Source organism: Algoriphagus iocasae, assembly GCF_014206875.1.
Lineage (GTDB): Bacteria > Bacteroidota > Bacteroidia > Cytophagales > Cyclobacteriaceae > Algoriphagus > Algoriphagus iocasae.
Genome location: NZ_JACIJO010000003.1, coordinates 312,224 through 337,714, shown reverse-complemented (window position 1 = coordinate 337,714; position 25,491 = coordinate 312,224). Strand labels below are relative to the sequence as shown.

15 protein-coding genes are annotated in these 25,491 nt (G+C 39.1%); 4 read left to right on the top strand and 11 right to left on the bottom strand.

Annotated features, from left to right (window positions below; translation table 11 throughout):
* Positions 1-15 precede the first annotated feature (15 nt).
* From FHS59_RS15705 to FHS59_RS15690, 4 genes are all read right to left on the bottom strand, one after another.
* The gene (locus FHS59_RS15705) at positions 16-2,487 is read right to left on the bottom strand and encodes an ABC transporter permease (protein ID WP_184496369.1); all 2,472 of its coding nucleotides are present in this window, start codon (positions 2,485-2,487) and stop codon (positions 16-18) included.
* A 465-nt stretch (positions 2,488-2,952) separates the two neighbouring features.
* On the bottom strand, positions 2,953-5,394 hold the full coding sequence (locus tag FHS59_RS15700; RefSeq protein WP_184496368.1) for an ABC transporter permease: 2,442 nt from the start codon (positions 5,392-5,394) through the stop codon (positions 2,953-2,955).
* A 240-nt stretch (positions 5,395-5,634) separates the two neighbouring features.
* Positions 5,635-6,276, bottom strand: a complete 642-nt coding sequence (locus FHS59_RS15695; protein ID WP_184496367.1) for a response regulator — start codon at positions 6,274-6,276, stop codon at positions 5,635-5,637.
* Positions 6,277-6,303: 27 nt separating this feature from the next.
* Positions 6,304-8,166, bottom strand: a complete 1,863-nt coding sequence (locus FHS59_RS15690; RefSeq protein ID WP_184496366.1) for an ATP-binding protein — start codon at positions 8,164-8,166, stop codon at positions 6,304-6,306.
* A 280-nt stretch (positions 8,167-8,446) separates the two neighbouring features.
* Here FHS59_RS15690 and FHS59_RS15685 point away from each other — a divergent pair, with 280 nt between their 5' ends.
* The 3 genes from FHS59_RS15685 (at position 8,447) to FHS59_RS15675 (ending at position 13,210) form a co-directional block, all read left to right on the top strand.
* Complete coding sequence (locus tag FHS59_RS15685) at positions 8,447-9,817, top strand: adenylate/guanylate cyclase domain-containing protein (protein ID WP_184496365.1); 1,371 nt, start codon at positions 8,447-8,449, stop codon at positions 9,815-9,817.
* A gap of 44 nt (positions 9,818-9,861) precedes the next feature.
* Positions 9,862-11,274, top strand: a complete 1,413-nt coding sequence (locus FHS59_RS15680) for an FAD-binding oxidoreductase (RefSeq protein WP_184496364.1) — start codon at positions 9,862-9,864, stop codon at positions 11,272-11,274.
* A 151-nt stretch (positions 11,275-11,425) separates the two neighbouring features.
* Entirely contained in the window at positions 11,426-13,210 is a 1,785-nt protein-coding gene (locus tag FHS59_RS15675; RefSeq protein WP_246388489.1) for an arylsulfatase, read from the top strand.
* A 34-nt stretch (positions 13,211-13,244) separates the two neighbouring features.
* On the opposite strand, the gene FHS59_RS15670 is transcribed toward FHS59_RS15675, so the two are convergent.
* The 7 genes from FHS59_RS15670 to FHS59_RS15640 all read right to left on the bottom strand — a co-directional run bounded on the left by FHS59_RS15670 (position 13,245) and on the right by FHS59_RS15640 (position 23,956).
* Positions 13,245-15,608, bottom strand: a complete 2,364-nt coding sequence (locus FHS59_RS15670; protein ID WP_184496363.1) for an ABC transporter permease — start codon at positions 15,606-15,608, stop codon at positions 13,245-13,247.
* A gap of 113 nt (positions 15,609-15,721) precedes the next feature.
* Positions 15,722-18,130, bottom strand: coding sequence for an ABC transporter permease (locus tag FHS59_RS15665; RefSeq protein ID WP_184496362.1), 2,409 nt, complete (start codon positions 18,128-18,130; stop codon positions 15,722-15,724).
* A gap of 143 nt (positions 18,131-18,273) precedes the next feature.
* Positions 18,274-20,688 (bottom strand): ABC transporter permease, encoded by a 2,415-nt coding sequence (locus FHS59_RS15660; RefSeq protein WP_184496361.1) that lies wholly within the window; start codon positions 20,686-20,688, stop codon positions 18,274-18,276.
* 93 nt (positions 20,689-20,781) lie between these two features.
* Entirely contained in the window at positions 20,782-21,726 is a 945-nt protein-coding gene (locus FHS59_RS15655; protein ID WP_184496360.1) for a DUF4097 family beta strand repeat-containing protein, read from the bottom strand.
* A 163-nt stretch (positions 21,727-21,889) separates the two neighbouring features.
* Positions 21,890-22,465: a hypothetical protein gene (locus tag FHS59_RS15650; protein ID WP_184496359.1), complete on the bottom strand. Its 576-nt coding sequence runs from the start codon at positions 22,463-22,465 to the stop codon at positions 21,890-21,892.
* 78 nt (positions 22,466-22,543) lie between these two features.
* Positions 22,544-22,825, bottom strand: coding sequence for a hypothetical protein (locus FHS59_RS15645; protein ID WP_184496358.1), 282 nt, complete (start codon positions 22,823-22,825; stop codon positions 22,544-22,546).
* Between the two features lie 480 nt (positions 22,826-23,305).
* The gene (locus FHS59_RS15640; RefSeq protein WP_184496357.1) at positions 23,306-23,956 is read right to left on the bottom strand and encodes a hypothetical protein; all 651 of its coding nucleotides are present in this window, start codon (positions 23,954-23,956) and stop codon (positions 23,306-23,308) included.
* A 414-nt stretch (positions 23,957-24,370) separates the two neighbouring features.
* On the opposite strand from FHS59_RS15640, the gene FHS59_RS15635 reads away from it, so the two are divergent.
* A complete protein-coding gene (locus FHS59_RS15635; protein ID WP_246388488.1) occupies positions 24,371-25,456 on the top strand; it encodes a hypothetical protein in 1,086 nt (361 codons plus the stop codon).
* Positions 25,457-25,491: the final 35 nt, after the last annotated feature.

Sequence of the window (25,491 nt, the reverse complement as noted above, 5' to 3'; positions counted from 1 at the left end):
TATCAGAATTCTTCCTTATTCATTTTTAATGGCATCAACTGGATTTGCCAATGCAGTTTTTAAAGATTGAATCGAAACTGTGGAATAGGCCAAGATCACAGAGATTGCTGCAGAAATCAGGAAGAACCAAATGGAAATAGGTACTTTAAAAGCAAACTGATCCAGCCATTCCTGCATGAGATAATATCCCAAAGGCAAAGCAATCAAGAGTGAAAACATTACGAGAATCAGAAATTCGGAGGTCAGTTTATTCGCTATGGAAGCTGCAGAGGCTCCAAGAACTCTTCTAATCCCAATTTCTTTTCTTCTGGATTCGGCAGTAAAAATAGAAAGCCCCAATAATCCCAAACAGGAAATCAATAAGGTAAGGAATGCAAAAGACCCGAGAAGTGAACTTGTTTTAGCTTGTTGAGCATATTGCATTGCAATGTCTTCATCCAAGAAATTATAATCGAAAGGCAGGCCTTCATTCACTTCTTTCCAGGTAGACTTTAAGCTTTCCAGAAGCTCTGAGTTAATACCTTGATCAGCTTTGATCAAAATGTATTGCGTTCCATCAAAAGCAGCATTTTTTGCTGGCAAATAAACTGTTGGTTCAATAGTATACCTCAAATCACGGGTATGATAATCCTTCACCACTCCGACAATGATTCCCTTATAATTAGAAAAAAGTTCTCCGTTTTCCTCAGTGAATACTCTAAGGTCAGACCCCAATACTGAATTCAGATCTTTCCCCATCCACTCAACTGCAGATTCATTTACGATCATCGCAACATTACTCAAATCAGGAAATCTGCCCCGCATCAATTCAGACGTTCCTCTATCCGCACCATCCTCTATAAACTCTCTTCCTGAAAGTATTGGAATATTCAAAGTCTCAAAAAAATCTGCATCCACATACTGTACATTGATGTTTCTGGACTCCCCTTCTTTCATCCCTGGAAAATCAGCTGGCGGATTCCACCCAGTATCTACCCCAGGCCTATCGCTTGTGAATTTTACCGAGCTCACTCCAGGAACATTTCCAAGCTCCTGCTTCAAAACATCTCCTTTTTCTTTGGCAAGACTTCCCATCTTCACTGAAATTAAGCCTTCGGAATCAAATCCCATAGAGGCATCCGTCATGAATTGATGCTGATAAAAAGCAACGGAAGCACAAAAAACCAAAAGGGTGGATAAGACAAACTGGAATACCACCAGTGTTTTTCTCAATACTGATTTGCCTTTACTTAAGGGAGATTGCTTTAAAATCATTTCTGGCTTTAGTCCTGAAAGGTAAAATGCCGGAAAAACACCTGCCAAAACAGATGATCCTATCCAAATCCCAAAAAGCAAAACTTGTAACTGCGTATCACCGAAAAGGTCAATCGGGATTTTCAAGGATATACTTGATTCGATTAAAGGGACACTGATATAGACAAAGATTAATCCTATGATCATCGAAACTGCGTTGATCAAGAAAGACTCGGCCAAAAACTGGAAAATCAATTGGGTTCTTTGGGCACCATTCACCTTTCTGATTCCAATTTCTTTCATCCTTTTGATAGCTCTGGCTGTAGCAAGATTGATGAAGTTGATACAGGCTAAAAACAAGACAAAGACTCCAATAGATAAAAATATCCAGAGCGTTTGCAATGACATAGGCGGAGTCCAATCACCTTGAAAACCAGCATTGGTATGTACATCTGTAATAGGTTGAAGAAAGTGAACATAAGATTTTGCTTCTTCCGGATTTCTATACTTTGGATTTATCTCTGGGATTTTTTTGCTGATCGCTGCAGGGTCCTGCTGTTTATTTACTTTTACATAAGTGTAAGTTTGAGGCCACCAGAAACTCCCAAAATCAGCACTTGTAGGGAAATCATTAAATGATTTAAAAGTGTTCATTCCCGAAACGAAATCGAAATCCATGTGAGTATTTGAAGGAAGTTTTTTCAATACCCCTCTCACTTCAAAAGAAAAATCACCCGTTGAAATCAAGGCTTTTCCTATTGGGTCAGCATCCCCAAAGTATTTGGTAGCCATTTCTTCCGTGATTACCACTTGGTAAGGATTTTCTAAAACTCCTTTCCAACTCCCTTTGCTCAGCTCAAATCCAAAAATCCGGTCAAAACCTTCATCAGTAAAAATAAAATGATCTTCACGAAAACTCTCATCAGGCGCTATTCCATCAGGTGCTTTAAGATAAGTGCTAATTTGTGTGAGGCTGACTACTTCATCCAATTCTCCTTCAAATTCCTTTCTAAGCATAGGTGCCACTGCCCCTCCTGCCCAAGCCCAGGAATTATTTTTTTGCACTTCCTGTACCACACGATACACCTGATCAGAATCAGGATGAAAAGCATCGTATGATTTTTCATGCTTAACGAATGCCAATAAAATCAGGCAGCATGCCAATCCCACTGATAAACCTTGAACATTGATTAAGGAAAAAGCTTTTTGCCTTACCAAGTTTCTCCAGGCGATTTTTAGGTAGTTTTTCAGCATACACAATCCGATTTTAGTTGGAAAAGTAAATTCTAAATTCCTTAGAAAACAGAATTCCCCTTACCCTATCTATCTAATTTCTATGCCAGTATAAAACAGCTCAAAACAGGCTCTAGAGCCCTAAACACATGTTTTCACAAAAAATCAATCGGACGTTTTCGTCCGCTAGTGGGCAAAGTCAGTTGGCAGTAAGCAGTCGCAGTGGGCAGCTTGCTTTTGTCGGCCTGAGCGGAGTCGAAGGCCAATTCAGTTAAATCATTAGGCATCTTACCTGTCAAAAGAGTAGTCGCAGTGGGCAGCTTGCCTGCCGAAGGCATGGTCGCAGTGATCAGTGTGTCAAGACGAATATTTAAACGTCTTTGCGAGGGAGGAACGACCGAAGCAATCCCATTCCTCCTACCTCCCCCCCGACTTCCAACGTCCTACCTCCCACTTCGCATCTCGTACTTCTCCCTTCGTATTTCTCTACTCACTTTTCAAACTATCAATAGGATTGACCATAGCTGCCCTGTAAGCTTGCGAAAAAACAATACCCAAACTTATCAACAAAATTGATCCCACTCCGATTGCAATTGGTACTACACCAATGCTTACTCTGGAAGCAAAAAACTCCAGCCATAGATTATTGATAAAATAAGCTACAGGAACAGCCAAAATAACTGCTACTCCAAGGAGTGTCATAAATCCCCGAGAAAGCAAAACGATAATCTGTGGAATACTAGATCCCAAGGTTTTCCGAATCCCAATTTCTTTGATGCGGGTCTGAGCCGTATAAGTAGCCATGCCCAAAAGTCCTAGGCAGGAAACGAAGATTGCCAAAAATGAAATCAGGCCCACTACCGATAAAACATCTCCCAAAACCTGATGGATAAACAACAATTGCTGATCCATGTATTTATATGAGAATTTGGAATTGGGGTTGACCTCCTTCCAGATTGCTTCTAAACTTGCTAATGTCTTAACTTGATTTTCTGGAGATACTTTGACTAAAGCAAAGCCTAAAGCAGAATTTCTATTTCTTAAAACCAGGCTTTCAATTTCCCTATCTGGGGATAAGAACTGAAAATCTTTCACCACTCCAGCAACTTCCACATTCTTAAACTCCTCTCCATCTTCAACTACCAAAAGCTTCCCTATCGCTTGTTCATTCGACCCGAAATTAAAATTGGAAACAGCTTTTTCATTGATCAAAATCAATTGATCACTTCCTTCTACAGGCAAGTTCTTTCCTGCCAAAATTTCCAGATCCAACACATCGATAGTCCCTGAATTGATATCAAAAAAGTTACTAGGCAAACTGTCCAAAGGATGATCCGGATTGATGACCTCTGTTCCAAAATTCCAACCTCCACCTGGAATCATGGATGCTCCCCCAACAGCTGAAACAGCAGGATTGGATGCGACAGCTTGAGCAAAACGATTGTAATTATCCGGATTAAAAAGCTTTACCGTCACGACATTTTCCTTATCGAAACCGTAGTCGAAATTCAGCATATGTTTGGCCTGATTTTGCATCAGGACCACAGAAATTATGAAGATTAAAGAAATCGAAAATTGAACCACCATCATCGTATTTCGGATTCCCATTTTCTTGAAAATCTTTACCTCATTTAACTTGCTGAACAGATTGACTGGGTTTAACCTTGAGACATACATTGCCGGAAGCAAACCCGCGATAATCCCTACCACTAAACTGAACACCAAAAATATCCCAAAAGCCAAAAGACTGTTTTCGAAGGAAATTTTTAGATACTGGCTTAAGGTCAAGCCCTGAAATCCCCATTCCAACAGTTGAAGAATCAGGTAGGCAAAAAACAAGGAGAAAAGAGATATCACCACCGCTTCAGTAATAAACTGAGCGAAAATCTGCTTTTTATTGGCTCCAGAGACTTTTCTGATCCCCACTTCCTTCACCCGAGTCAAAGCTCTAGCCACCGACATATTGGTATAGTTCAAGCAAGCCGATAGCATCACGATCAGGCAAAGCACAGAAAGAATCATCAAGACTATCTTTGGAAAAGAAACATGGGTAGTATTTCCGATGAACCCAATCGGAGTGATCTCATCCAAGGCAACTGCTTTGAATGAATGTTTATCTTCATATTTAGACCCGTAGATTTTTTCAGAAACTTCATCTAAGGCGTATTGTAAATCCTTTTTACCCTTTCCATCCTGCATCAAAACATAGGTGTAATTGGTCCAAACATTTTCCCAATTATTTTCTTCATACGAATGAAGAGCTCCCTCAGGAAGAGATTTCATGGTACTCAGGGAAGAAAGCAACTTCAATGGCAGGTGGGTCCTCTCGGGAATAGGATTTAAAACACCGGTAATAGTAAAATATCCAAAATCAGTCTCAAAATTCCCCTCTTCAATGTCTGTGGCTCTGATATCTTTATCATGAAAAGCGACTGTTTTACCTAAAGCAGATTCATTTCCAAATAAGATTTCTGCCATATCAGAAGAAAGCACCAAAGAAAAAGGCTCGTTCAGTGCAGTCGCTGGATCACCTTCTTTGAATGAAAAATCAAGAATTTTAAAAAGATTTCCATCAGCAAAATAGCCTCCTCCTGTTGCAAACTTATCTTCATAAATCACATCTCCACCAATCTCACTGTTCAGAGCCGCGGACTCCTCCACAAAAGGATATTCGTCTTTTAACTTCTCAGCCAAAGGCAAAGCAGAACTGGCTGTCTCCCCATTATTTTGCTGATATCGAGTGGTGTGAACCCGATAAATCCTGTCTTTATTTTCATGATAGGTATCGTAACTATATTGATCGATCAATATCACGATGATCAATAAACAAACAGACATACTGACTGCCAATCCTAAAATATTGATCAAGCTAAAGGACTTGTTTCTAGTCAGATTTCTCCAGGCGATTTTGATGTAATTTCTCAGCATATTCTATTAGATAAACTTAATTCAGAAAAGGTTACAAAATTGGAATACTTCCATTTTGACAGAAATCTGGATAAAAGAAATGCCAGTTAAAAAAACACCTTAAAATGAGTAAAACCTCTCTTTTTGAATGAGTTAAGAGGATTAAAATGGACAGTTCTGTCCGAAAATGGCCGGGAATTTTAAAAAGTTATTTATGGTACAACAAACCGGTTTATCGATTCAATAATTAAGTGAAATCATTTAGATCAACCCCCAATCCACAGCCTTTTTGACCATGCCGACGGAGTTTTTGACATCCATTTTCACAAATAGATTTCGCTTATGTGTTGCCACTGTATTCGTACTGACAAATAGAGCATCCGCAATTTCTTGGGTAGTCAATTCTTGGGCTATCAATTTTACCACCTCTATTTCGCGTTTGGTGATTTTGGGAATATCGCCTGGCTTTATTTTTGGTCCTTCGCTAAGGCTTTCTATCATTTTTTCAGTCAAGTGAGGACTCAATACTTTCTTGCCTTCAAATGCATCTTTGATCCCTTGGATCAGATACTCTTTGGATGCATTTTTCAGTAAATAACCCGTTGCGCCAACCTTAAACAATGAAGTAATAATACTTCCTTCGTCATTTGTGGTCAACATAATGACCTGAACATCTGGATAGGACTTTTTCACATGCATGGTTGTTTCCAAACCATCCATAACGGGCATTTGTAGATCCAGCAAAAGCACATCCACAGGTTCTTTTTTCAAAAACTCCAATACTTCCAAACCATGGTTTGCCGTCCCCACCACATGAATGGACTTGTCTTTCGAAAGGATTGCTTTGAGCCCATCCAACATGATTTGATGGTCATCTGCCAGGAGAACTTTTATCTTTTCCATAGGATCTATTGTTAAAATCTAAACTTCTTAATTTGGCTTGAGTGGAATACTAATAGACACTAAGGTTCCAAAACCTGGCCGACTGTTTAAGTCATAAGTTCCGCCGATAAATTCAGTTCTAAATGCAATACTTTTTAAACCCATCCCCTTTTCCAAATCAATTTTTTGGGGATCAAAACCTACTCCATCATCCTCGATCGTTAAGTCAAACCAATCTTCTGAATAGGTTAGCTGAACCGATACTTCTGATGCATTCGCATATTTCACAATGTTGTTCAATGCTTCCTGCACGATTCTAAACAACATCACATTGGTGTTATCATCAAACTTCCTTTCTGCACCATGCACATGGAATTCCGCATCAAAGGAATGTGCCGCATCCATTTTCAACACCAAATCCTCCAAGGCTTTTCTTAGTCCCAACTTCTTCAATGCCTGAGGCATCATTTCATGAGCAATTTTTCTCACTTCGGTACATGCTTCATCAATCATTTGACTTGCTGTTCCATAGATTTTCTCGGAATTCGAATCATCAAAATTGATCTGCAAGCTTCCAATATTCACTTTCAAAGTTGAAAGCAAATTCCCCAAGCCATCATGTAGATCTCTAGCGATTCTGGACCGTTCTTTTTCCTGACCTTCCAGCATGGATCGCATCGAAACTATCTGTTGTTCTCGATGGGCTTCGTTCAGTTCTATCTGAGCTGCTTTCATCCGGTTTTGATAGTACAGAAAACCTATCACAGATATCAAAAACATCCCGGAAAGAGATACAATTAATAGTGTCACTTGATCTTGTTTTTTCTTATTAAGCACTTCATTTTCCAATAGTTTGATGGTGAGTTGGTCCTTTTCAAATTTCATTTTTAAATCAGCAATAGCTTCCAAACTCCCTTCGCTGAGCTTATTTTCTTCGAGTATTTGCTTTTGCCTTTTTAAGAGCTCATAGGCTGATTCAAAATCTTTATTTAAAACAAACCTTCTTCTTTTCACATCCATAATGGATTCCTGCATCCAAATTCTATCATCTAAACCATTGACTTGCTCCGCACTTTGAATAAGCTGCTGAGAGTTTTCAAAGCCATTTTCCCTCATCAGGTTTACAATCTGGGTGGTATCTTTTGATTGTTCCGCAGCATCATAAATCATGGAAGCCAGACTCACCAGTGACTCCACCATTCCAATGTTTTTGGCGGCCTCCCGATGTTTATATCCTTTCAAATAATTGACTGTCGCCATCTCCAGGTCACCCTTCATCCGATAACATTCTCCCAATCCCTGATAAATTCTGGCTATGTCAATGTCCGATATGGGCTTCTCTTGAATCCGAAACTCCAAGGCTTTATTAAACTTTTCGATTGATTCATCAATTTCACCTAGGGAATATTTCGCGACAGCCCAGTTATTTAAGATGCCGGCTTTTCGCTCCTCATTACCTATTTGAGAATAAGTCTCATATGCCTGTTGGTAAGAAATATCTGCTTCTTTTAAAGACCCATATTCCATTAGAATAGTCCCTTTGGTATCATAGACATTTCCTAAGCCATAGATATCTCCAATCCTTGAAAAAATGGATGCTGCACTATCTAAGTAAGCAGTCTTTTTATCCATCTCATCCCATCCATGGCACCAAGCCAATCGGTGATACGCTTTTCCTATCAACTGGGGATTTTTGAGATGTTTTGCTAAATCCAAAGCTTTATAGGCATACATCTCTGACTCTTCTCCAGCATACAGGAGGTATGCAATTCTAAGGTATGATTCAGTCTTTAGTGAATCATCTGTGATGGATTCTACTGCTTCTTTCAAACTATCCAATTCAATAGTTTGTGCTGAGGCAAATCTCACACTTATTAAAAAAAGAAAAATAACTAATCCTTTGACCTGCATTTCAGGAGTTTTAATGATGAAAAAAGAAAATTCAATCACACAATTTCTGTCCCATCTAATGAATCTTCAAAATTGAATTTTCACCCAGTCAAAGTTATCCAATTCTGATTTCCTCACAACACCTAAAACAGTGACTATCAGATATCACACAATTGTGTGATAAACTCTCCTACTGGAGAAGGATTTTTTAAAATCATAGAAATGGGTGTCAAATAGGGAATCGAGTCCCTCTAACTTTGATCCCATCAAAACAATTTTTTACCACGAAGTCCTTCCTACTATGGCAAATAGAATAACATACTCAGCAATCAACCGGCAAGTAGATTTTAATCCCGGTTCCCAAACTTTATTGGATATATCAATTGAAAATAAAATCCCACACATGCATGAGTGCGGAGGACATGGCATTTGTACTACTTGTAGAGTAAGGGTCCTGGATGGCATCCAAAATCTAAGTCCCAAAACGGAGTATGAAAAATCAAGCTGTCATGCGAGAAAATGGGATCCTTCAATCCGATTGGCTTGCCAGGCAAGGCCTAAGGGAGACGTTACTTTGCAGCGACTAATTTGGTCCAGCGGAGAAGTCAACAATCTTCAAAAAGAGCTGGTACCAAAAGGAAGAGCTGAAGAACGACCAATCGCTATCCTATTCTGCGACTTGAGGAATTACACCCAACTCTCTGAAAAGAATTTCAATTTCGATATCGCCTACATGTTGAATAAGTTTTATACCGCTTTGGGAGAGCCGATCCTCATGAATAATGGGATCATTTATCAATATGCGGGAGATGAAATTGTGGGAGTTTTTGGAACAACTGGAGGAACGGCAGCGAAAAATTGTGAGGATGCTGTCAGAGCAGCATTAGGTATGCAATATGCCTTGGATATTCTCAACAAATCCGAGCTCAAAGACATTGAGGTTAAACTAAAATGTGGAATCGGAATCAATTTTGGTACCGCCTATTTGGGTCTCTTAGGACATCCTACTTTTAAACAGTTTTCCGTGATAGGAGACCCTGTCAATGTGGCCAGCAGAATTCAAAACGAAACCAAAGCAACCCAAACTTCCATTCTTATTTCTGAGACTGTTTATGAAAACCTGGATCGTGATTCTTTTGAAATCGGGCAGACTTTCACCAACAAAGTGGCAGGAAAAGAGGATCCTTTAAATCTTTTGGAACTTGTCGGATTCAAGGAATTAAATCTTCAATTGGAGTTACAATCCTCACTCAACATTATGCTGGAAGATGAGGATCGATTTGCCACAATATTTTATCAAAAAGTCTTCGAAATGGCTCCGGGTGTCAGAGCACTATTTAGAAATAACCTGACAGATCAAGGACGATTATTAACCCACATGTTGGGAGGAATAGTCTATTCCCTTTCCAGACCAGAGCATTTGAAAAAAGGCCTGGAAAAACTAGGACAAAGCCATGTGCATTATGGGGTCAAAGTAGAGTATTACCCTATCGTCAAGAAAGCCATGATCGAAACAATAGAAGAAGTCATGGGGGAAAACAAGACTTCCGGGACGATTGAGGCTTGGAGTAGCGCTCTTGATTTTGTGATTGACACGATGAAATCTCATGCCCATCCAGTAGGGAATGGCACTGAAAAAGCCCCACAACAAGCACCTATTATTTCAAAATAGACACAAACACATTTTTAATATCTCTTTCAAATAAAATCAAAATCATGTCAACAAAAGTCAAAGATTTAAATACGTCTGTGATTGAGGCATTTGCCAGTCAGATTAGAGGAAAAGTAGTTTTTCCTGAAGATGAGGAGTACAATAAAACCCGGGAGGTTTTTAATGCCATGATCAACAAGCATCCAGGGATGTTTGTGATGTGTCAGGATGTAGCGGATGTCATTTATTCGGTAAATTTTGCCAGAGAATATGACTTGCTAGTCGCTGTTAGAGGTGGTGGTCATAATGGAGGTGGGTTAGGACTTTGTGAGGAAGGAATGGTGATTGACCTCTCTGGTATTAAGTTCGTCCAAGTAGACCTCGCGAATTCCACTGTTAAAGTGGGCGGAGGAAATTTATGGGGAGAGGTTGACCATGCCACGCATCCTTTTGGATTAGCTGTGCCTGCCGGGATCATTTCCACTACCGGCGTAGGTGGGTTAACCTTGGGTGGTGGCGTTGGTTACCTTTCGCGTAAATATGGTTTAACTATTGACAACCTTTTGGAAGCGGAAATGGTCCTAGCAGATGGATCATTTGTCACCACCAACGCCAAAGAAAATCCCGATTTATTCTGGGCTATCCGAGGAGGCGGGGGCAATTTTGGAATCGTTACTTCCTTCAAGTTTCAAGCGCATCCGGTTAAAAATATCATCGGTGGGCCTTCTTTTTGGCCAATTGAACAAATCGATGAAGTCATGGCTTGGTATCATGAATTCATCAACAATGCCTCAGAAGATCTGAATGGCTTTATCGCCACTATGGTAGTTCCAGGCCCCCCATTCCCTGAAGCTCTTCATAATAAAATGTTTTGTGCGATTGTCTGGTCTTATTTGGGAGACCCTGCAAAACAGGAAGAAGTTTTCAAACCAATTTTGGATATGAATCCTATTTTTCATCATGTGGGAGAAATGCCATATCCTGCTATTCAGACCTTGTTTGACGGAATGCTTCCTCCGGGATTACAGTGGTATTGGAGAGGTGATTATTTCAAAGAATTAGGTCCGGAAGTTCGAGTAAAACATTTGGAGTTTGGTTCGAAAATCCCAACTCCACTTTCCCAAATGCATCTTTATCCAATCAGTGGAGCAGCCAGCAGAGTGGGAGAAGAAGAAACACCTTGGGCACACCGGGATGCTAAGTACGCAGGTGTTTATGTGGGTGTGGATCCGGATCCTGCCAATGCAGAAAAAATCACCAAATGGTGTAAAGACTATTGGGAAGCTCTTCATCCTTATTCATCTGGAGGGGCATATTTAAACTTCATTCAAGATGAAGGTCAGGAAAGGATTAAAGCCAGTTATAAACAGAATTATGAAAGACTTGCCAAAATCAAACAGTTTTATGATCCTAGCAATTTCTTCCGTGTCAATCAAAACATTGTTCCAGCAACATCAAAGGAACCAATTGAAAGTTGAAAGAGAAATCATTAAAAACTCAGTCCCAGCCTTGAAACTATACAAGGCTGGGATTTTTTTGAGGATTCAAGACTTTTTCAAATACTCTAAACAAAATAGGTTATTAGCCTTTTGGAGTTTATTTTGATGGTTAAAACCCAAGATAGACCCAATGAAGAAGTCTTCAACAATTCATTTTTTCCAAGTCATTTTAATTGGATTTGGACTCCTCCTTTTTCAATCTTGCCAACAGCCGGAAAAGGTAGATTCCCCACCAAACATCATTTTTATCCTTTCGGATGACCAAGGCTGGGGTGATCTCGGAGTTAATGGAAATCCTTATGTAAATACTCCCAACATTGATCAATTGGCAAGTAATGGAGTTCAGTTTAGCCGCTTTTATGTAAGTCCTGTCTGCTCCCCTACACGAGCAGAATTATTGACTGGAAGATTTCATCCGCGAGGAGGAGTTTATTCAACTTCCGAAGGCGGTGAAAGGCTGGACCTAGACGAAACAACATTTGCTGAAATATTTCAAGCCAATGGATATAAAACATCTGCTTTTGGGAAGTGGCACAATGGATCGCAACCTCCTTTCCATCCGAATAATCGAGGGTTTGAAGAATATTACGGCTTTGCCTCTGGACATTGGGGGAATTATTTCAGCCCGATGCTAGAGCACAATGGCGAAGTGGTCCAAGGAAATGGGTTTATCATCGATGATCTGACGGATCATGCGATAGACTATATCACAAAAAATCAGGAAAATCCTTTTCTGGTTTATTTGGCCTTAAATACTCCTCATAGTCCGATGCAAGTGCCTGACATTTGGTGGGAGAAATACGAAAATTCGGCTATTGACACCACGCACCGATACCATGATAAGGAGCTCATTGACAAAACCCGGGCAGCTTATGCTTTATGTGAAAATATTGATTGGAATATCGGCAGAATAGTCAAAACACTCGACAGTCTTCAACTTCAGGAAAACACGATTATCATCTACTTATCAGACAATGGGCCAAATGGCTGGAGATGGAATGAGGGTCTAAAAGGGATCAAAGGAAGTACAGATGAAGGTGGCGTTCGATCTCCCCTGATCCTCTTTTGGAAAGATCATTTCAAACCTTTGGTGGTCGATCAATTGGCAAGTGCCATTGATATTTTGCCTTCCTTGATGGAATTGGCGAAAATTGAAATTAAAACCGAAAAACCGCTGGATGGAATAAGTCTAAAACCTTTTCTTTTTGGAGAAGAAATTCCTGATACCAACAGAGTGGTTTATAGTCATTGGAATAGAAATGTCAGCCTGAGAAACCAGAAATACATGCTGGACCAAAACAATGAATTATATGATTTGGAATCAGACCCTGGACAAAACCATCCGATTACTGCTACTAACGATTCTATATTAGCTGAAATGATGCAGCTCAAAACCAATTGGACTCAATCAGTTTTATCGGAACTGGATCGGGACAGAGAAGAGATTTTTCCAGTAGGATTTAAAGAAAGTAAGTTCACCCTTCTACCAGCTAGAGATGGAATTCCTCATGGCAGCATCAAGCGCTCCAGCATTCATCCAAATTCCTCCTTTTTTACCAACTGGACATCTACTCAAGATAGTGTCACTTGGGACACTGAGATTTTGACTTCAGGAGAGTACAAAGCCACTGTTTACTATGCTGGCAAAGAATCTTCAGTTGGCTCCACGCTTTTATTGAAGCAAGGAGAAAATGAAGTCATGACCTCCGTCAACGAAGCAAATGATTCGGATTTTGTGGCTGCTGAATTTGACCGATCACCAAGATCTGAATCTTATGAAAAAGACTATAAACCTTTGGAAATAGGCACTATTCATCTGGATAAGGGTCGTCATCCACTAGTGATGAAAGCGCCTGACATCAAAGGATCAGAATTTATTGAAGTACGGTTATTGGTTTTAGAACGTATTGACTAAATCACAAATCTTATATCATATATCCTACATCCCATCACTCGCTTTTCAAAGTATCCGCCGGATTAACCAAAGCCGCTTTGATGGCCTGAGAACTCACAGTAATCAAAGCAATCAAAAGGGTAATAACTCCCGTTAACAAAAAGATTTTCCAATCGATCGTAGTTCGGTATTCAAATGTATCCAACCAGTTTTTCATAAAGTACCAGGAAAGTGGAATACCAATTAGGACGGAGATCAAAACCAGTTTACTGAATTCGGAGGAAAGCAATCCCACCAAACTGTTAACTGAAGCTCCCAACACCTTTCGGACTGAAATCTCTTTTTTCCTGCTCTCAGCAATAAATGTCGCCAAACCAAACAATCCCATACAGGAAATCACGACTGCCAATCCTGAAAATAAAGATGTTAGAGAAGCAGTCCTTTTTTGGGATTGAAACTTTTGTTCATTTTCCTGATCTACAAACTTGTATTCAAATGGAGAACCTGTGTTGAACTTTGCAAAAACTTGTTCAACACTCGCAAGTGAACTTGCAATATTCTGATTGTCCTTTAAGCGAATGTGAATAAAATTCAGATTTCTTTTAGGTCCCATCACCACGATAGGTCTGACCTCCTCAAATGGAGATTCCATAATAAAATCCTTCACCACTCCCACTACAGTAAACTCCAACTCATCGTCTTTGATCACCTGACCAATCGGATCTTCGAAGCCCATGATCTCAGCAGTTTTTTCGTTGATGATGGCGGCCATACTGTCGCTCGCATAGGTAAATATGTCGATGTCCCGACCAGCAATTAATTCCATACCGGCAGTTTTGACCAAATTCGCATCCTCTCCCATTCTGTACATGGTAGGCCTATAATCTGGATCTTTACCTTGCCATTCCATCATATTAGTATCGCTGTAAATTTCTGTCAATGGAGAGAAAGTATAAGTCACACTTTCCACCTCCGGTAAAGCGAGCAATTCATTCCTCATCGGAATTTTATTTTTTCGGATGGGTTCAGTCACTTGATGAAAAATCAAATTCTCTTCATTCATTCCCATGTCCCTATTCTGAACATATTCTACCTGATCACGGATGATCCAAACACTGGAAATCAACGCTACTACTACAGCAAATTGGAACACCACCAACACTTCTCTAGGCTTGATTCCGAAACTTCTTTTAGAACCCATCTTTGGTTTAAAAATAACGGTCGGGTTAAAGGAACTCATCAAAAATGCCGGATAGCTTCCAGCCAATACACCCACAAATAGGATGTAAACAAAAGATAAAATCCAGAAATAAGGTTGGTAAAGAGGATTGGCGAGTTGTTGACCGATCAAATTTTTAAACCATGGAAATGAAATCGATACAATGATCAATGCCACGAGGTAAGCGCTAAGGGCAATCAGAATGGATTCAGCCAGAAATTGTCCAACGAGCATGTTTTTACCCGCTCCGGAAATCTTGCGAATACCCACCTCTTTGGCTCGTTTCTCACTTTGAGCAGTACTCAAATTCACAAAATTAATCCCGGCTATCACCAACACTAGAATGGAAACAATCCCGAACATTCGGATCAATTCAATCTTTCCACCAACAGACTGACCATTTTCAAATTTGGAGTAAAGGTGAAGGTCTTTTACAGGAAACAGAAAGTCAGAAATCTCATCTTCTAAGCCTCCATATTTTTTGGAAAAGTCGCTATACTTTTCATTAAAAAGATTGAGATCAGTGCCCTCAGTTAGCATGGCAAAGGTTCTCATGGAGTTATTTCCCCAGAAATCATCTACCCAACCCATTGCTTCCAGTTTTTTGAAAGGAATAAAGGCTGTAAATGAGAAGGAGGTGTTTGCAGGCAAATCTTTGATTACTGCTTTGACTTCAAAATCCAACTGATCCTCCACTTTCACTGATTTTCCAAGAGCAGAGGTTTCTCCAAAAAGTTTTTTGGCAACAGACTCCGTCAAAACAATATTATCTGGAGCGGAAAGAGCTTCCACCGGATCGCCTTCCAACACCTCAAAACTGAAGATTTTAAAAAATCCAGGGTCTGTAAATGTAGGCTGTTCAGATAACTTGTTATCCCCAACAGCTAAAATCATAGGATCCCATTCTGTAATTCTGGCAACTTCCTCGACTTCAGGAAATGCTTCTTTCAATGTAGGGGCATAAGGCGCTGGGGTATAATCCCAACTCACTGGTTCACCTTCTATTGAGGTAGTCCTCCAGACAGCATAGATGCGATCAGAATTTTCATAAAATCGATCGACAGAAACTTCAAACTGAACCCAAATCAGGATCAAGATGGATGCTGCCATTCCTATTCCCAATCCACCAATATTGATAAAAGAATATCCTTTACTTCTACTGATATTTCTCCAGGCGATTTTTAGGTAGTTTTTTATCATAGTTCTAAAGTTGAAAGGTTGTAAGGTTCTTTTCTAGGTTCATGACTCTTTACTCTTGGTTCTTGTTTCTTGACTCTTGTTTCTTGGCTCTTAATTCTTGATACCAGATATTTTTATTCACTTTTCAAACTATCTACTGGATTTGCATAAGCAGACCTCAGAGTTTGTGTCCCCACAGTAAGCATCGCAACCATGATGATAAACAACAGCGGAATTACAAACAACTGCCAGTTGATTTCAAACTTAGAAGCATAATTACCAAGCCATGATTGAATAAAGTAATATGAAATCGGAATGGCGATCAATCCCGAAAGACCGACTATCCCCATAAATCCCCTGGACAAAATCCATACAAGCGAAGGCTTAGAAGCGCCCAATACAGTACGTACTCCGATTTCTTTGGTACGCAACTGAACCATATAAGCCGATAGTCCAAACAAGCCCAATCCTGCAATTAGAATAGACAATAAGGTGAAGAGTAAAACCGTTTTTGCGAACTGCTGTTCTTGCTGATACTGTGCGTTATAGGTATCATTTAGAAAGTAGTAATCATAGCTGGACTCAGGATAAACCTTATTCCAGATTTCTTCCAAACCAGCCACAGCCATTTTAGAATCAGACGTATTCAGTTTGACTATAATATTGTCAGGATTATTACCACGATAAATAATCAAAGGCATATATTCTTCCTTTGGAGATCGCTGATGAAAATTTTTGAAAACACCTTGAATCTCTGAAGGGCTCGAGCTTCTATAAAAGGTTATAGTCTGTCCAATAGCTTCTTCAGGAGTAGAGTAACCAAGGTTATTCATCGCCTTTTCACTGATCAAAACTTGCTCAAAAGGTGTTTCAGGTTCCAAATAATTTCCAGCCAATAACTCTATTCCCATTACTTCAGGATAATTTTCCTTTACACCATAATGATAATAAGTGAATCCCCCTACGCTTTCGTCCTCTCCCAGTTTTCTGACACCTGAAGAAGAACTCATATCCTTCGTTTCAGAACCTGGAACTGAATTGGCAAGAGTTAAGTGTTCTACCCAGGTGTTTTGCAAAGCCTGAGATTCAAAAGCAGATATTAAGCTTTGCCGAAGAGAATCGGGAACATTTTGAGGAGATCTGATAACGAGTGTATTGTCAATTTCCACTCCCAGATCCTGAGAATTCAAGAATTGCATTTGCTTAAATACTGCCATCGTAACACAAAGAAGTACGACTGAAGCTATAAACTGGACATAGACCAGCCCTTTGCGAAGCGCCACTCCTTTTGTCGTATTGCTGAATTTGCCTTTGAGAACAGAAATTGGATTGAAACCTGAGAGAACCAAAGCCGGATAAAAGCCAGATACCAATGTTCCAAAAATAATAACACCCAAAAGCAAGATCGTCAATCGTAGCTCTCCAAAATGAGCAATGCTTAGATCCAGCTGAGAAAACTCCTTGAAATAAGGCAGCAAAACTATAAAAATCAATACAGCAGTCAATCCAGCCAATAAATTCGTAAAAAAAGCATCCGTGAAAAACTGAATAATCAACTGCCCTTTGGAGGAACCAATAGTCTTTCGAATACCAACTTCTTTGGCCCTATCCATAGCCTTGGCTGTTGATAGATTGACATAATTTATCCAGGCAAGCACCAAGATCAGAATACCGATCAGTAGCATAAAGTTGACCGTTTGGGCACTTCCGTTCACCTCAGGTTCATAGGTTTTATTGCTGTAAAGATGAATATCCTCTATGGGCTCAGCTATAACAATTTCACTTTCCATCTGGACATTTTCTTCAGAGTACCTAACTAACTTCTCATTGAAATCCGCCAAGTCAACCCCTTCATTCATCAGGAGAAAAGTGTACTCGTTGTTGGCATTCCAGAGGTTTTCTTTATACCAACTCTGGACAATCGGCAACGTAACATGAGATACTAGCATATCATATTTAATATGCGTGTTCTGAGGCGAATCCTGCATCACAGCTACTATCTCCAAAGGAGTTTGGTCATAGGGGAAAGTGAGCATCTCTCCAACCACATCTGTTTTTCCAAAATACTTGTTTGCAACTGACTCCGCAATAATCACTTTGAAAGGCTCCGAAAACTTGGAAATTCCTTCATCAGCGATCAGATCAAAAGTGAAAATTTCCAAGATGGACTCATCTGCAAGGTAAACCTTAGACTCATAGCTTTTCACATCGGTGGAAATAGCCTTGACCTCTATTGGCTCCATCGGAAACATCCTAACATAATCCAGTACTTCAGGAATTTGCTCTTTTAATTCCTGGCCAATCAATTGATAGGTTTGGGCATCATTTAAAACAAACTCATTCCCATTGTAAATATCCAGAGTAATACGAAAAATATTCTTCGCATTCGTGTGCATATCCTCATAGCTTTGCTCAAAATCCACGTAGAACAAAATCATCAAAGTAGAGACAATCCCTATTCCTAAGCCTGCAATATGAATTACACTCGATGTCTTATTTCTCAATAAGTTTCTAAATGCTAATTTAATGTAGGTCTTGATCATTTAATCTTGATTTTAAAATTGGAAGATTGAAAAATTGCCATCAATACTACTTCAATCTAAATTCTCTGATCACTTCATTCTTTACTCTTGGTTCTAGATTCTTGATATTAAATACCTACCTTAGGAAGGTAAGCTTGATACTTTTATTCGCTTTTCAGACTATCCACTGGGTTCATCAAGGCTGTTTTGACTGACTGGAAACTCACCGTGATCATTGCGATCATCAAGGCTACCAATCCCGTCACTCCAAAATACCACCACTTCAATTCGATTTTAAAAGCAAAATTCTGAAGCCAGGAATCTGCTAGATAAATACTTAGAGGAATAGAAATCAAAATCGCTAGAAGTACTGTCTTGGCAAAGTCCTTTGAAAGCAAAGCCATGATACTCCAATCTGTCGCTCCCATGGTCTTTCTGATGCCTATTTCTTTGGTGCGCTGCTCAGTCATAAAGGCAGTCAAACCATATAACCCCAGACAGGCTATGAAAATCGCCAATAATGCGAAGCCAATAATCATCTTACCAGATCGCTCTTCTTTCTCATAATTCCGCTGAAAATCCTGATCTAAAAACGAATACACAAAGGGTTCATTAATACCGGATTCTTTCCAGATTGACTCGGCACTTGCCAAAACTTCACCAGCATCATTTCCTGAGAAATTTGCAATGAGATAACCTCCATTATTTTGATTGATAAAGGCATAAGGTTGAATTTGCTTATGCAGACTTTGGAAATGAAAATCCTTGACAACACCAGCAATTTCATAACTAACCTGTTCTCCTCCCCAGTCAAAAAACACTTTTTTACCAACCGCATCTGAGGTTTCATACCCTAAAGCTTTCACCGCAGATTCATTCAAAATGATCTGGCTTAGGTCGGCTGTATATTCCTCCGAAAAGCTTCTGCCCTCCAAAAGGGTAAAGCCCAAAGTCTCAACAAAATCATCACCTACGAAGGCATTGGTGATATTCACCAAATTATCCTTTGGTTGCCCTTCCGCATAATATAGCATGCTCTCGATGCTTTCTACCCCCGGATAAGTGGTAGCAATGGTTACAGATTTCACTTTAGAATCTTGAAGCAAACTCGTTTTTAAAACATCATATTTCCCTGCAGCTTCTTCACTTTGAAGTGGTAAAATCAATTGCTGATCTTTAGAAAAGCCCAAGTCTTGGTTTTGAACAAAATCCAATTGGTTTTTCATCACCAACACCATCAAGATCAAACAGGAAGAAATGGCAAATTGAAATACGACCAATATTTGCCTCAATGAAACTCCTGAAACTTTTCCTTTGAATTTACCCTTCAAAACAGAACTTGGAGTAAATCCAGAAAGGAAAAATGCCGGATAGGTTCCAGCCAATAAACCTGCAACAAGAGCCAATCCGAAAATAGAAACCAGAGGAAGTGTGCGTTGGAATAAGTCTAATTCTTTTCCAGTCAACTGGTTGAAAAATGGCATGCAAAGAGAGGCAATTAGAAAAGCCATTACCAATCCCAATAGGGAAACCATGATGGACTCTCCCAAAAACTGCTGGACTAAAGCACCCTTTTGTGCTCCAAGCAATTTTCTTATTCCTACTTCTTTAGATCGCTTTTCTGATCTCGCCGTGGCTAGATTCATAAAATTGATGCACGCGATCAAAAGAATGAAGAAAGCGATGGAACTAAAAACATACAAGGTCGTGATATTACCAGTCGTGCCTAGTTCGTATTCAATCCTTGAGTGAAGATAAATATCCTCCAAAGGCTGCAAAAACAAACTTTTCTCCACTCCCATTGCCTTCAGATCCGCTGCTCCATGTTTATCAAAAAAGGCAGGAAGTTTGGCTTCAAAAGTATCCGGATCTACCGAAGGTTGTAATTTTACATAGGTGTAAAATATGTTATTTGCAGCCCAGTTATTCATTCGCTTGACTGCATTTCCGATGTCATTATTCTCCATGGAAAGGAAGAAATTCGCATCGATATGGGATCTTCTTCCCTTGTCATCAAAAACACCGGTTACTGTATAATCAAAATCCCCGAATGGCAAGCCAACTGAAATTGACTGATTAATCGGGTCAGATTCTCCAAAGAATTTATTGGCCAAAGAAGCCGAAAGAACAATCGAGTTAGGTGCTTTGAGTGTATTTTCTTTGCTTCCACTGAGCAAAGGGTAATCGATCACCTCAAAAAATGTGGAGTCCACATAGTACCCTTTTGTTTCGTAAAACTGAGTCACCTCCCCATTTTTCTCGCTTTTCAAAAGCATTTGATCCAGCTCAGGAAACTTCATGATTCGGGTGGAATTTTCCACTTCCTCAAAATCATTTTTAACAGCTTCTGCAAGAGGTCCCGGAGTTCCCGCCCATTTGCTTTCACTGGTTTCTAAAGCGATCCGGTAGATTCGCTCCGAATCCTTGATCCCTTGATCATAGGCCAACTCATCAAATACAAATAGTCCGATCAGCATACATGCAGCAAGCCCAACAGCCATCCCGAAAACATTGATGGCTGTTAATGATTTGTATTTGATCAGGTTTCTAAATGAGAGCTTAAAATTATTTCTCCACATGAACAAGATGATTATTAGTCTTTGAAGTTTGTGTAATTATTGGAATCCAAGTCACCTATAAGAGTATAGGTAATTTGAGATTCCAGATTTTTATCAATCCATAAATTCAAGATTGATGGATCCTCCTGAACTCTGCATGGATAGCAAATAACCCCCTCCGTTCATCTTTCCAACAATCATATCTTTCTTTACTTCCCCGTCGAAGTTCACAAATTTTGTGTTGACACGGCCACCTCTCAAGTCAAGATCTAAGCCGATAGATGCAGGCACCATGGCGGTGATACTTCCTCCAGAACTTCTGAAAGTCAAGTCCTCATCTATCCCCAAAAGTTTTGCACGAATAGAACCTCCACTTGTATTGGCATCGATGCTTCCGGAAATATCTTCAACTGTCACACTACCTCCTGAGGTGTTGATTTTCAATTTACCTTCCATCCCATTGATTTTTACTGAACCTCCGCTGGTCTGAACATCCACATCCCCATCAAAATCATTCAAGGAAAAAGATCCACCTGAACTTTTGGAAATCACAGATCCTGATGCATTTTCCACTCTGATACTTCCTCCACTCGTTGCGATGGCCTGATCACCATTTATGTTATCAATAGAAATAGAACCACCACTAGACTGGAAATCAGAGGAGATTTCTGTTGGTACTTGAACTTTAAATGAAAGATTGAGGTGATTCCCTCTTTTCCAGCTATTGCTGTTCTTCTTTTTTACTTTCAATGAAATTGTATTTCCACTTTTTGAAATATCAAGATCATAATCTTCTAAAAGTCTTTCCACTTCAGGATCGTTAGAATCAACTGATTGGCCATTTCTTTTGACATACATTTCTATCAGGACTTGGTCGCCGGGAACTCCGGAGACAGCTACACTGGCTCCAGATGTTTCTACATCCAGATTTCCTTTTCCACTAAGGGTAAATTCTTTTGTCAAATAAGGATCTGCTTTGACTGAGGCAGGCAACTGCTGCACAGAAGCAAAAAAGGCCATCAAAGACAGCGCGAATAAAACAAGTTTAGAATTTTTCATGACAAGGTTAGGTAATTTTACGTACAAGGGTATTTCTACTTTTATGCCATTGAAAAACAGTCTCTAATGGCCAAAAACACAGGATTTGATTTCTGAAGGCAATTTTTGTCGGACATTATTGTTCGCTTTCGGGCAAAAATTAACATGAGTTATAAAAATCAAATTACCAGCCTAGTCTTCTTGTAACCTGTTCGTCAATAAGACTAAATAATATTTTGGGATGCTTTGTCCGCCAAGAGACATCATTCAACTTCCCTCCCATCACCAAGTAATGATCTATTCCAAACTTGCTCATTTCTGCAAGGACATGCTCACGGGTATTTAAGACGGCAATCCACCCCTCTTCGAGCTCATCTTGCCATTCCTCATAATAATCCACCGAGTCTAGATCTGAATGAAAATTAAATACCTGCTCACAGATTAATATGTATTTATTAATCCCTTCACTGATCATCATTTCAATGACATCTCTTTTCAAAGTCATGATATCATTATGGAGCAGATCATTCCACTCTCCCAACATTTCGATGATGGCAAAACCTTGGTTATAATCTGCAAAGAGGACTTTTAAATAAAGCGTTTCGCTCCCAAAATTATCCCATTGTGGATGAATGAGGTAATTGTAAATCTGATCAGTAAAGTAAACTTCACTGTTTTCATAGCCAAAAAATGGAGATCTCGGATCCTCTGAGGCGATATATAAATTTCTCCAGTTGTAGTATGGTTCAAGTGTATGCATCCTTTAAATGGGTTTGTTTTCCAACTAAAGGAATGCACACAAAGTTTCAATGAATAATAACAATCGCTACTCTTCAGTTTAATGGATCTGCATCCATTTTTTACTTTCCTTACTCACAAAAGTGATGGGAACAAACTTATCCGTAGGTGCTCCAATGTAATAGACTGTCCAATTAGGATCATGATGGGAAAGCATATCCGAAATGCAATCTGCCCGGTGACCCTGTGGGTTAGAGCAGTCATCCCAGTAAAACAACTCCACTTTGTAGTGAAGCGACTTCACTTCGTTATTGATAATGACCTGGATTTCTATATCCTGTTTACCAGGAAATGTCGGAATAGGAATCGCAATGTGACTCATGGCTGAAAAGGTTTAAGTGTAAAATTTTTGATGCATCAATTGTGGTTTGGCTTTAACTAATTCGCTGGAGATTATTTTTAGATACAATAACCCACAATTTTCTAATCCACTTCCATGCCATTATAAAAGCCTCTAAATAGCTCAAAAACGGATTTCTACTAATTTTTTTTCAAAATTCTGCGGACGATTTTGTCCGCCTGAGGTCAAATCAAAAAACCCTAGGATACAAGATACAAATAGAGTCATGCTTTCCTAAAGAATTCGAAACTGTGATAAATTTAGGTTATGATCAGGAATTAATGGGAAATTCGAAATTGAAAGTATTGTATAGATAGTTTTGTTTAATTAATCGCAGGCATGCCCTTCAAGGCTTTTTTACAAACAAAATCATCAACCTAAAATAAAGTGAATATAGAAGTCCAAAATTTGATTAAATAAGAACCCATCAATTGGGAATTGCTGCTGTTAGCTCTTCGGACTTTACAATAATTCAACGTATTGAACATATATCCCCAATAAAATGTGCCAAAATAAATAGTGTCCTAGTCTTAAAGAAAGAGATGCCAAAAAGCCTGCTTTTTTAAAATAGATTGCTTGTAAAAAGTTCATTAAGAAACCTGTAAATAAAGAATATGCTAGAAACCACAATTCTCCACTAGGCAGTTGCTCTAATGGCTCTCTTAATGAAGTCGCAACTATGGCAATCCACAAAAATGTGTTAAAATATTTACCATTTGATATCCATTTACCTAATAGTAAAATTAATGTAAAAGGAATAAGTCTATAAAAAATTTCTATCTCCAATGCTCCAGAAAAATACAGAAATATAGAATATGGAAAAGGCTGAAGAAAAGGTGGTAACTCTGTATAAGGTTCTGGGTGTAATAATAGCTTAATTACAATTATATCTAATATTCCAAACACTGCTCCAATTAAAATAGGTATAAGGAATCTTTGTTTGTTTGAAATACCCACTTCAAAGAAATTCGGGATATTAACCTTGGATTGAAAAAATAAAAAAGGAATTCCCAAAAGAAGAAATATTATATTTTCATAATTCCAAATACGCAAAAATGAATGATCACTCTTGATTTCATTTCCATAAAATATTCCTATTACTGCAATCAACATGAATGAACAATAAATAATAAGATTATTAATTATCTCCTTTTTCGACTTCAGTTTTTGTGTCATATTTTTTATCTGTTAATACCTTAAATCTTCAAGTGTCGTCAATAAGCCTTCAAGCTATTATTTTTATAAAACAAGTCCTTGTTAGATTTTTCGCTTTTATTGCATTAATAGCCCTCAGGAATCTTTTAAAATCCCTAATCCACTTCTATGCCATTTTAAATGCTTTTAAATTGTATTTAAATCACATTCCCCGCACTTTTTATTAAAAAATATTCGGACAATTTTGTCCGTAAGAGGTCAAAAAACAAAAATTCTTGCTTTAGAATGATGCCTACTGAAAAGGCTTTCATTTCTACAATTTTTTAGCTTTTTTGATTGCTGTTTTCTAATCCAGTTTTTAAACCTACAGAAATGACTTTCTCTAAAATTTTTGGCTTATTGATTATATTTTCTTTGGTAACTTCCTGCCAAAAAGAGACGGGAGAATACGTCTGTACTCCTTGTGATCTTTCCTGTGACAAGCTTTCCTTTCATGAAGCCGGAAATTGCCCGCATTGTAACATGCCTTTGGTCAAGCTGAGTGACTTGAAAAATGAAGAAAACTTAAAACTGAATGAAATAGCGATCCACGAAGGTTCAGGGGTGTTTTTGATTGAAGGAGGGGAAGGAAATCAAAACAAAGCCATCAAGGTTTTTTATCATCGTCCCAGCAATTTTACCAAGGATTCAAAAGTTTTGCTGGTTATTCCTGGAGCTGGAAGAAATGGAGATAGTTATAGGGATGCCTGGATTCCAGAATCTGAAACCGAGGGAATACTCATCATTACGCCGATGTATGAGGAAGACCTCTACCCTTTTGAAGCGTATCACTTAGGTGGTATCATCCAAGACTTGAATCTTCAGGAATCCATGTCGGAAATACCAGGAACCAATCAGGTGAAGCTGGATGAAGAAAAATTTCATTTTACGATAAATCCAAACCACAATACTTGGCTATTCGAGGATTTTGATAGAATCTTTGATCTGGTTATAGAAGCCAGTGCATCGAATCAAAAAACCTACGATATTTTCGGCCATTCTGCAGGCGGCCAGATTCTGCATCGCTTTGCAATATTAAAACCAGATTCCAAAGCAGATCGGATTATTGCGGGTAATTCTGGGTTTTTCACGATGCCTGACACAACTCTAAGTCCGCCTTTTGGGATCAAAGGTCTGGGAGTTTCTCTGGATGATTTAAAAGCTTCCTTCCAGCAAAACTTAATTCTTTTACTTGGTAAAAATGATAATGAAACCGAAACCGGAGGCACCATGCTTAGATCTCCGACAGCAGATCTCCAGGGAATTGGAAGATTTGCAAGAGGTCAATATTTCTTTGAAGAATCTAAAAAGTTGGCAGAGCAGCTAGGGTACGAGTTCAATTGGAAATTAGTAACTGTTCCAAATGTGGGGCATGACCAGGAATTAATGGGAAATGCCGCTGCGAAGGTGTTGTATTAGGGATTTGAGTTAAAGGAGAAGGCTAAGAGCAGGCG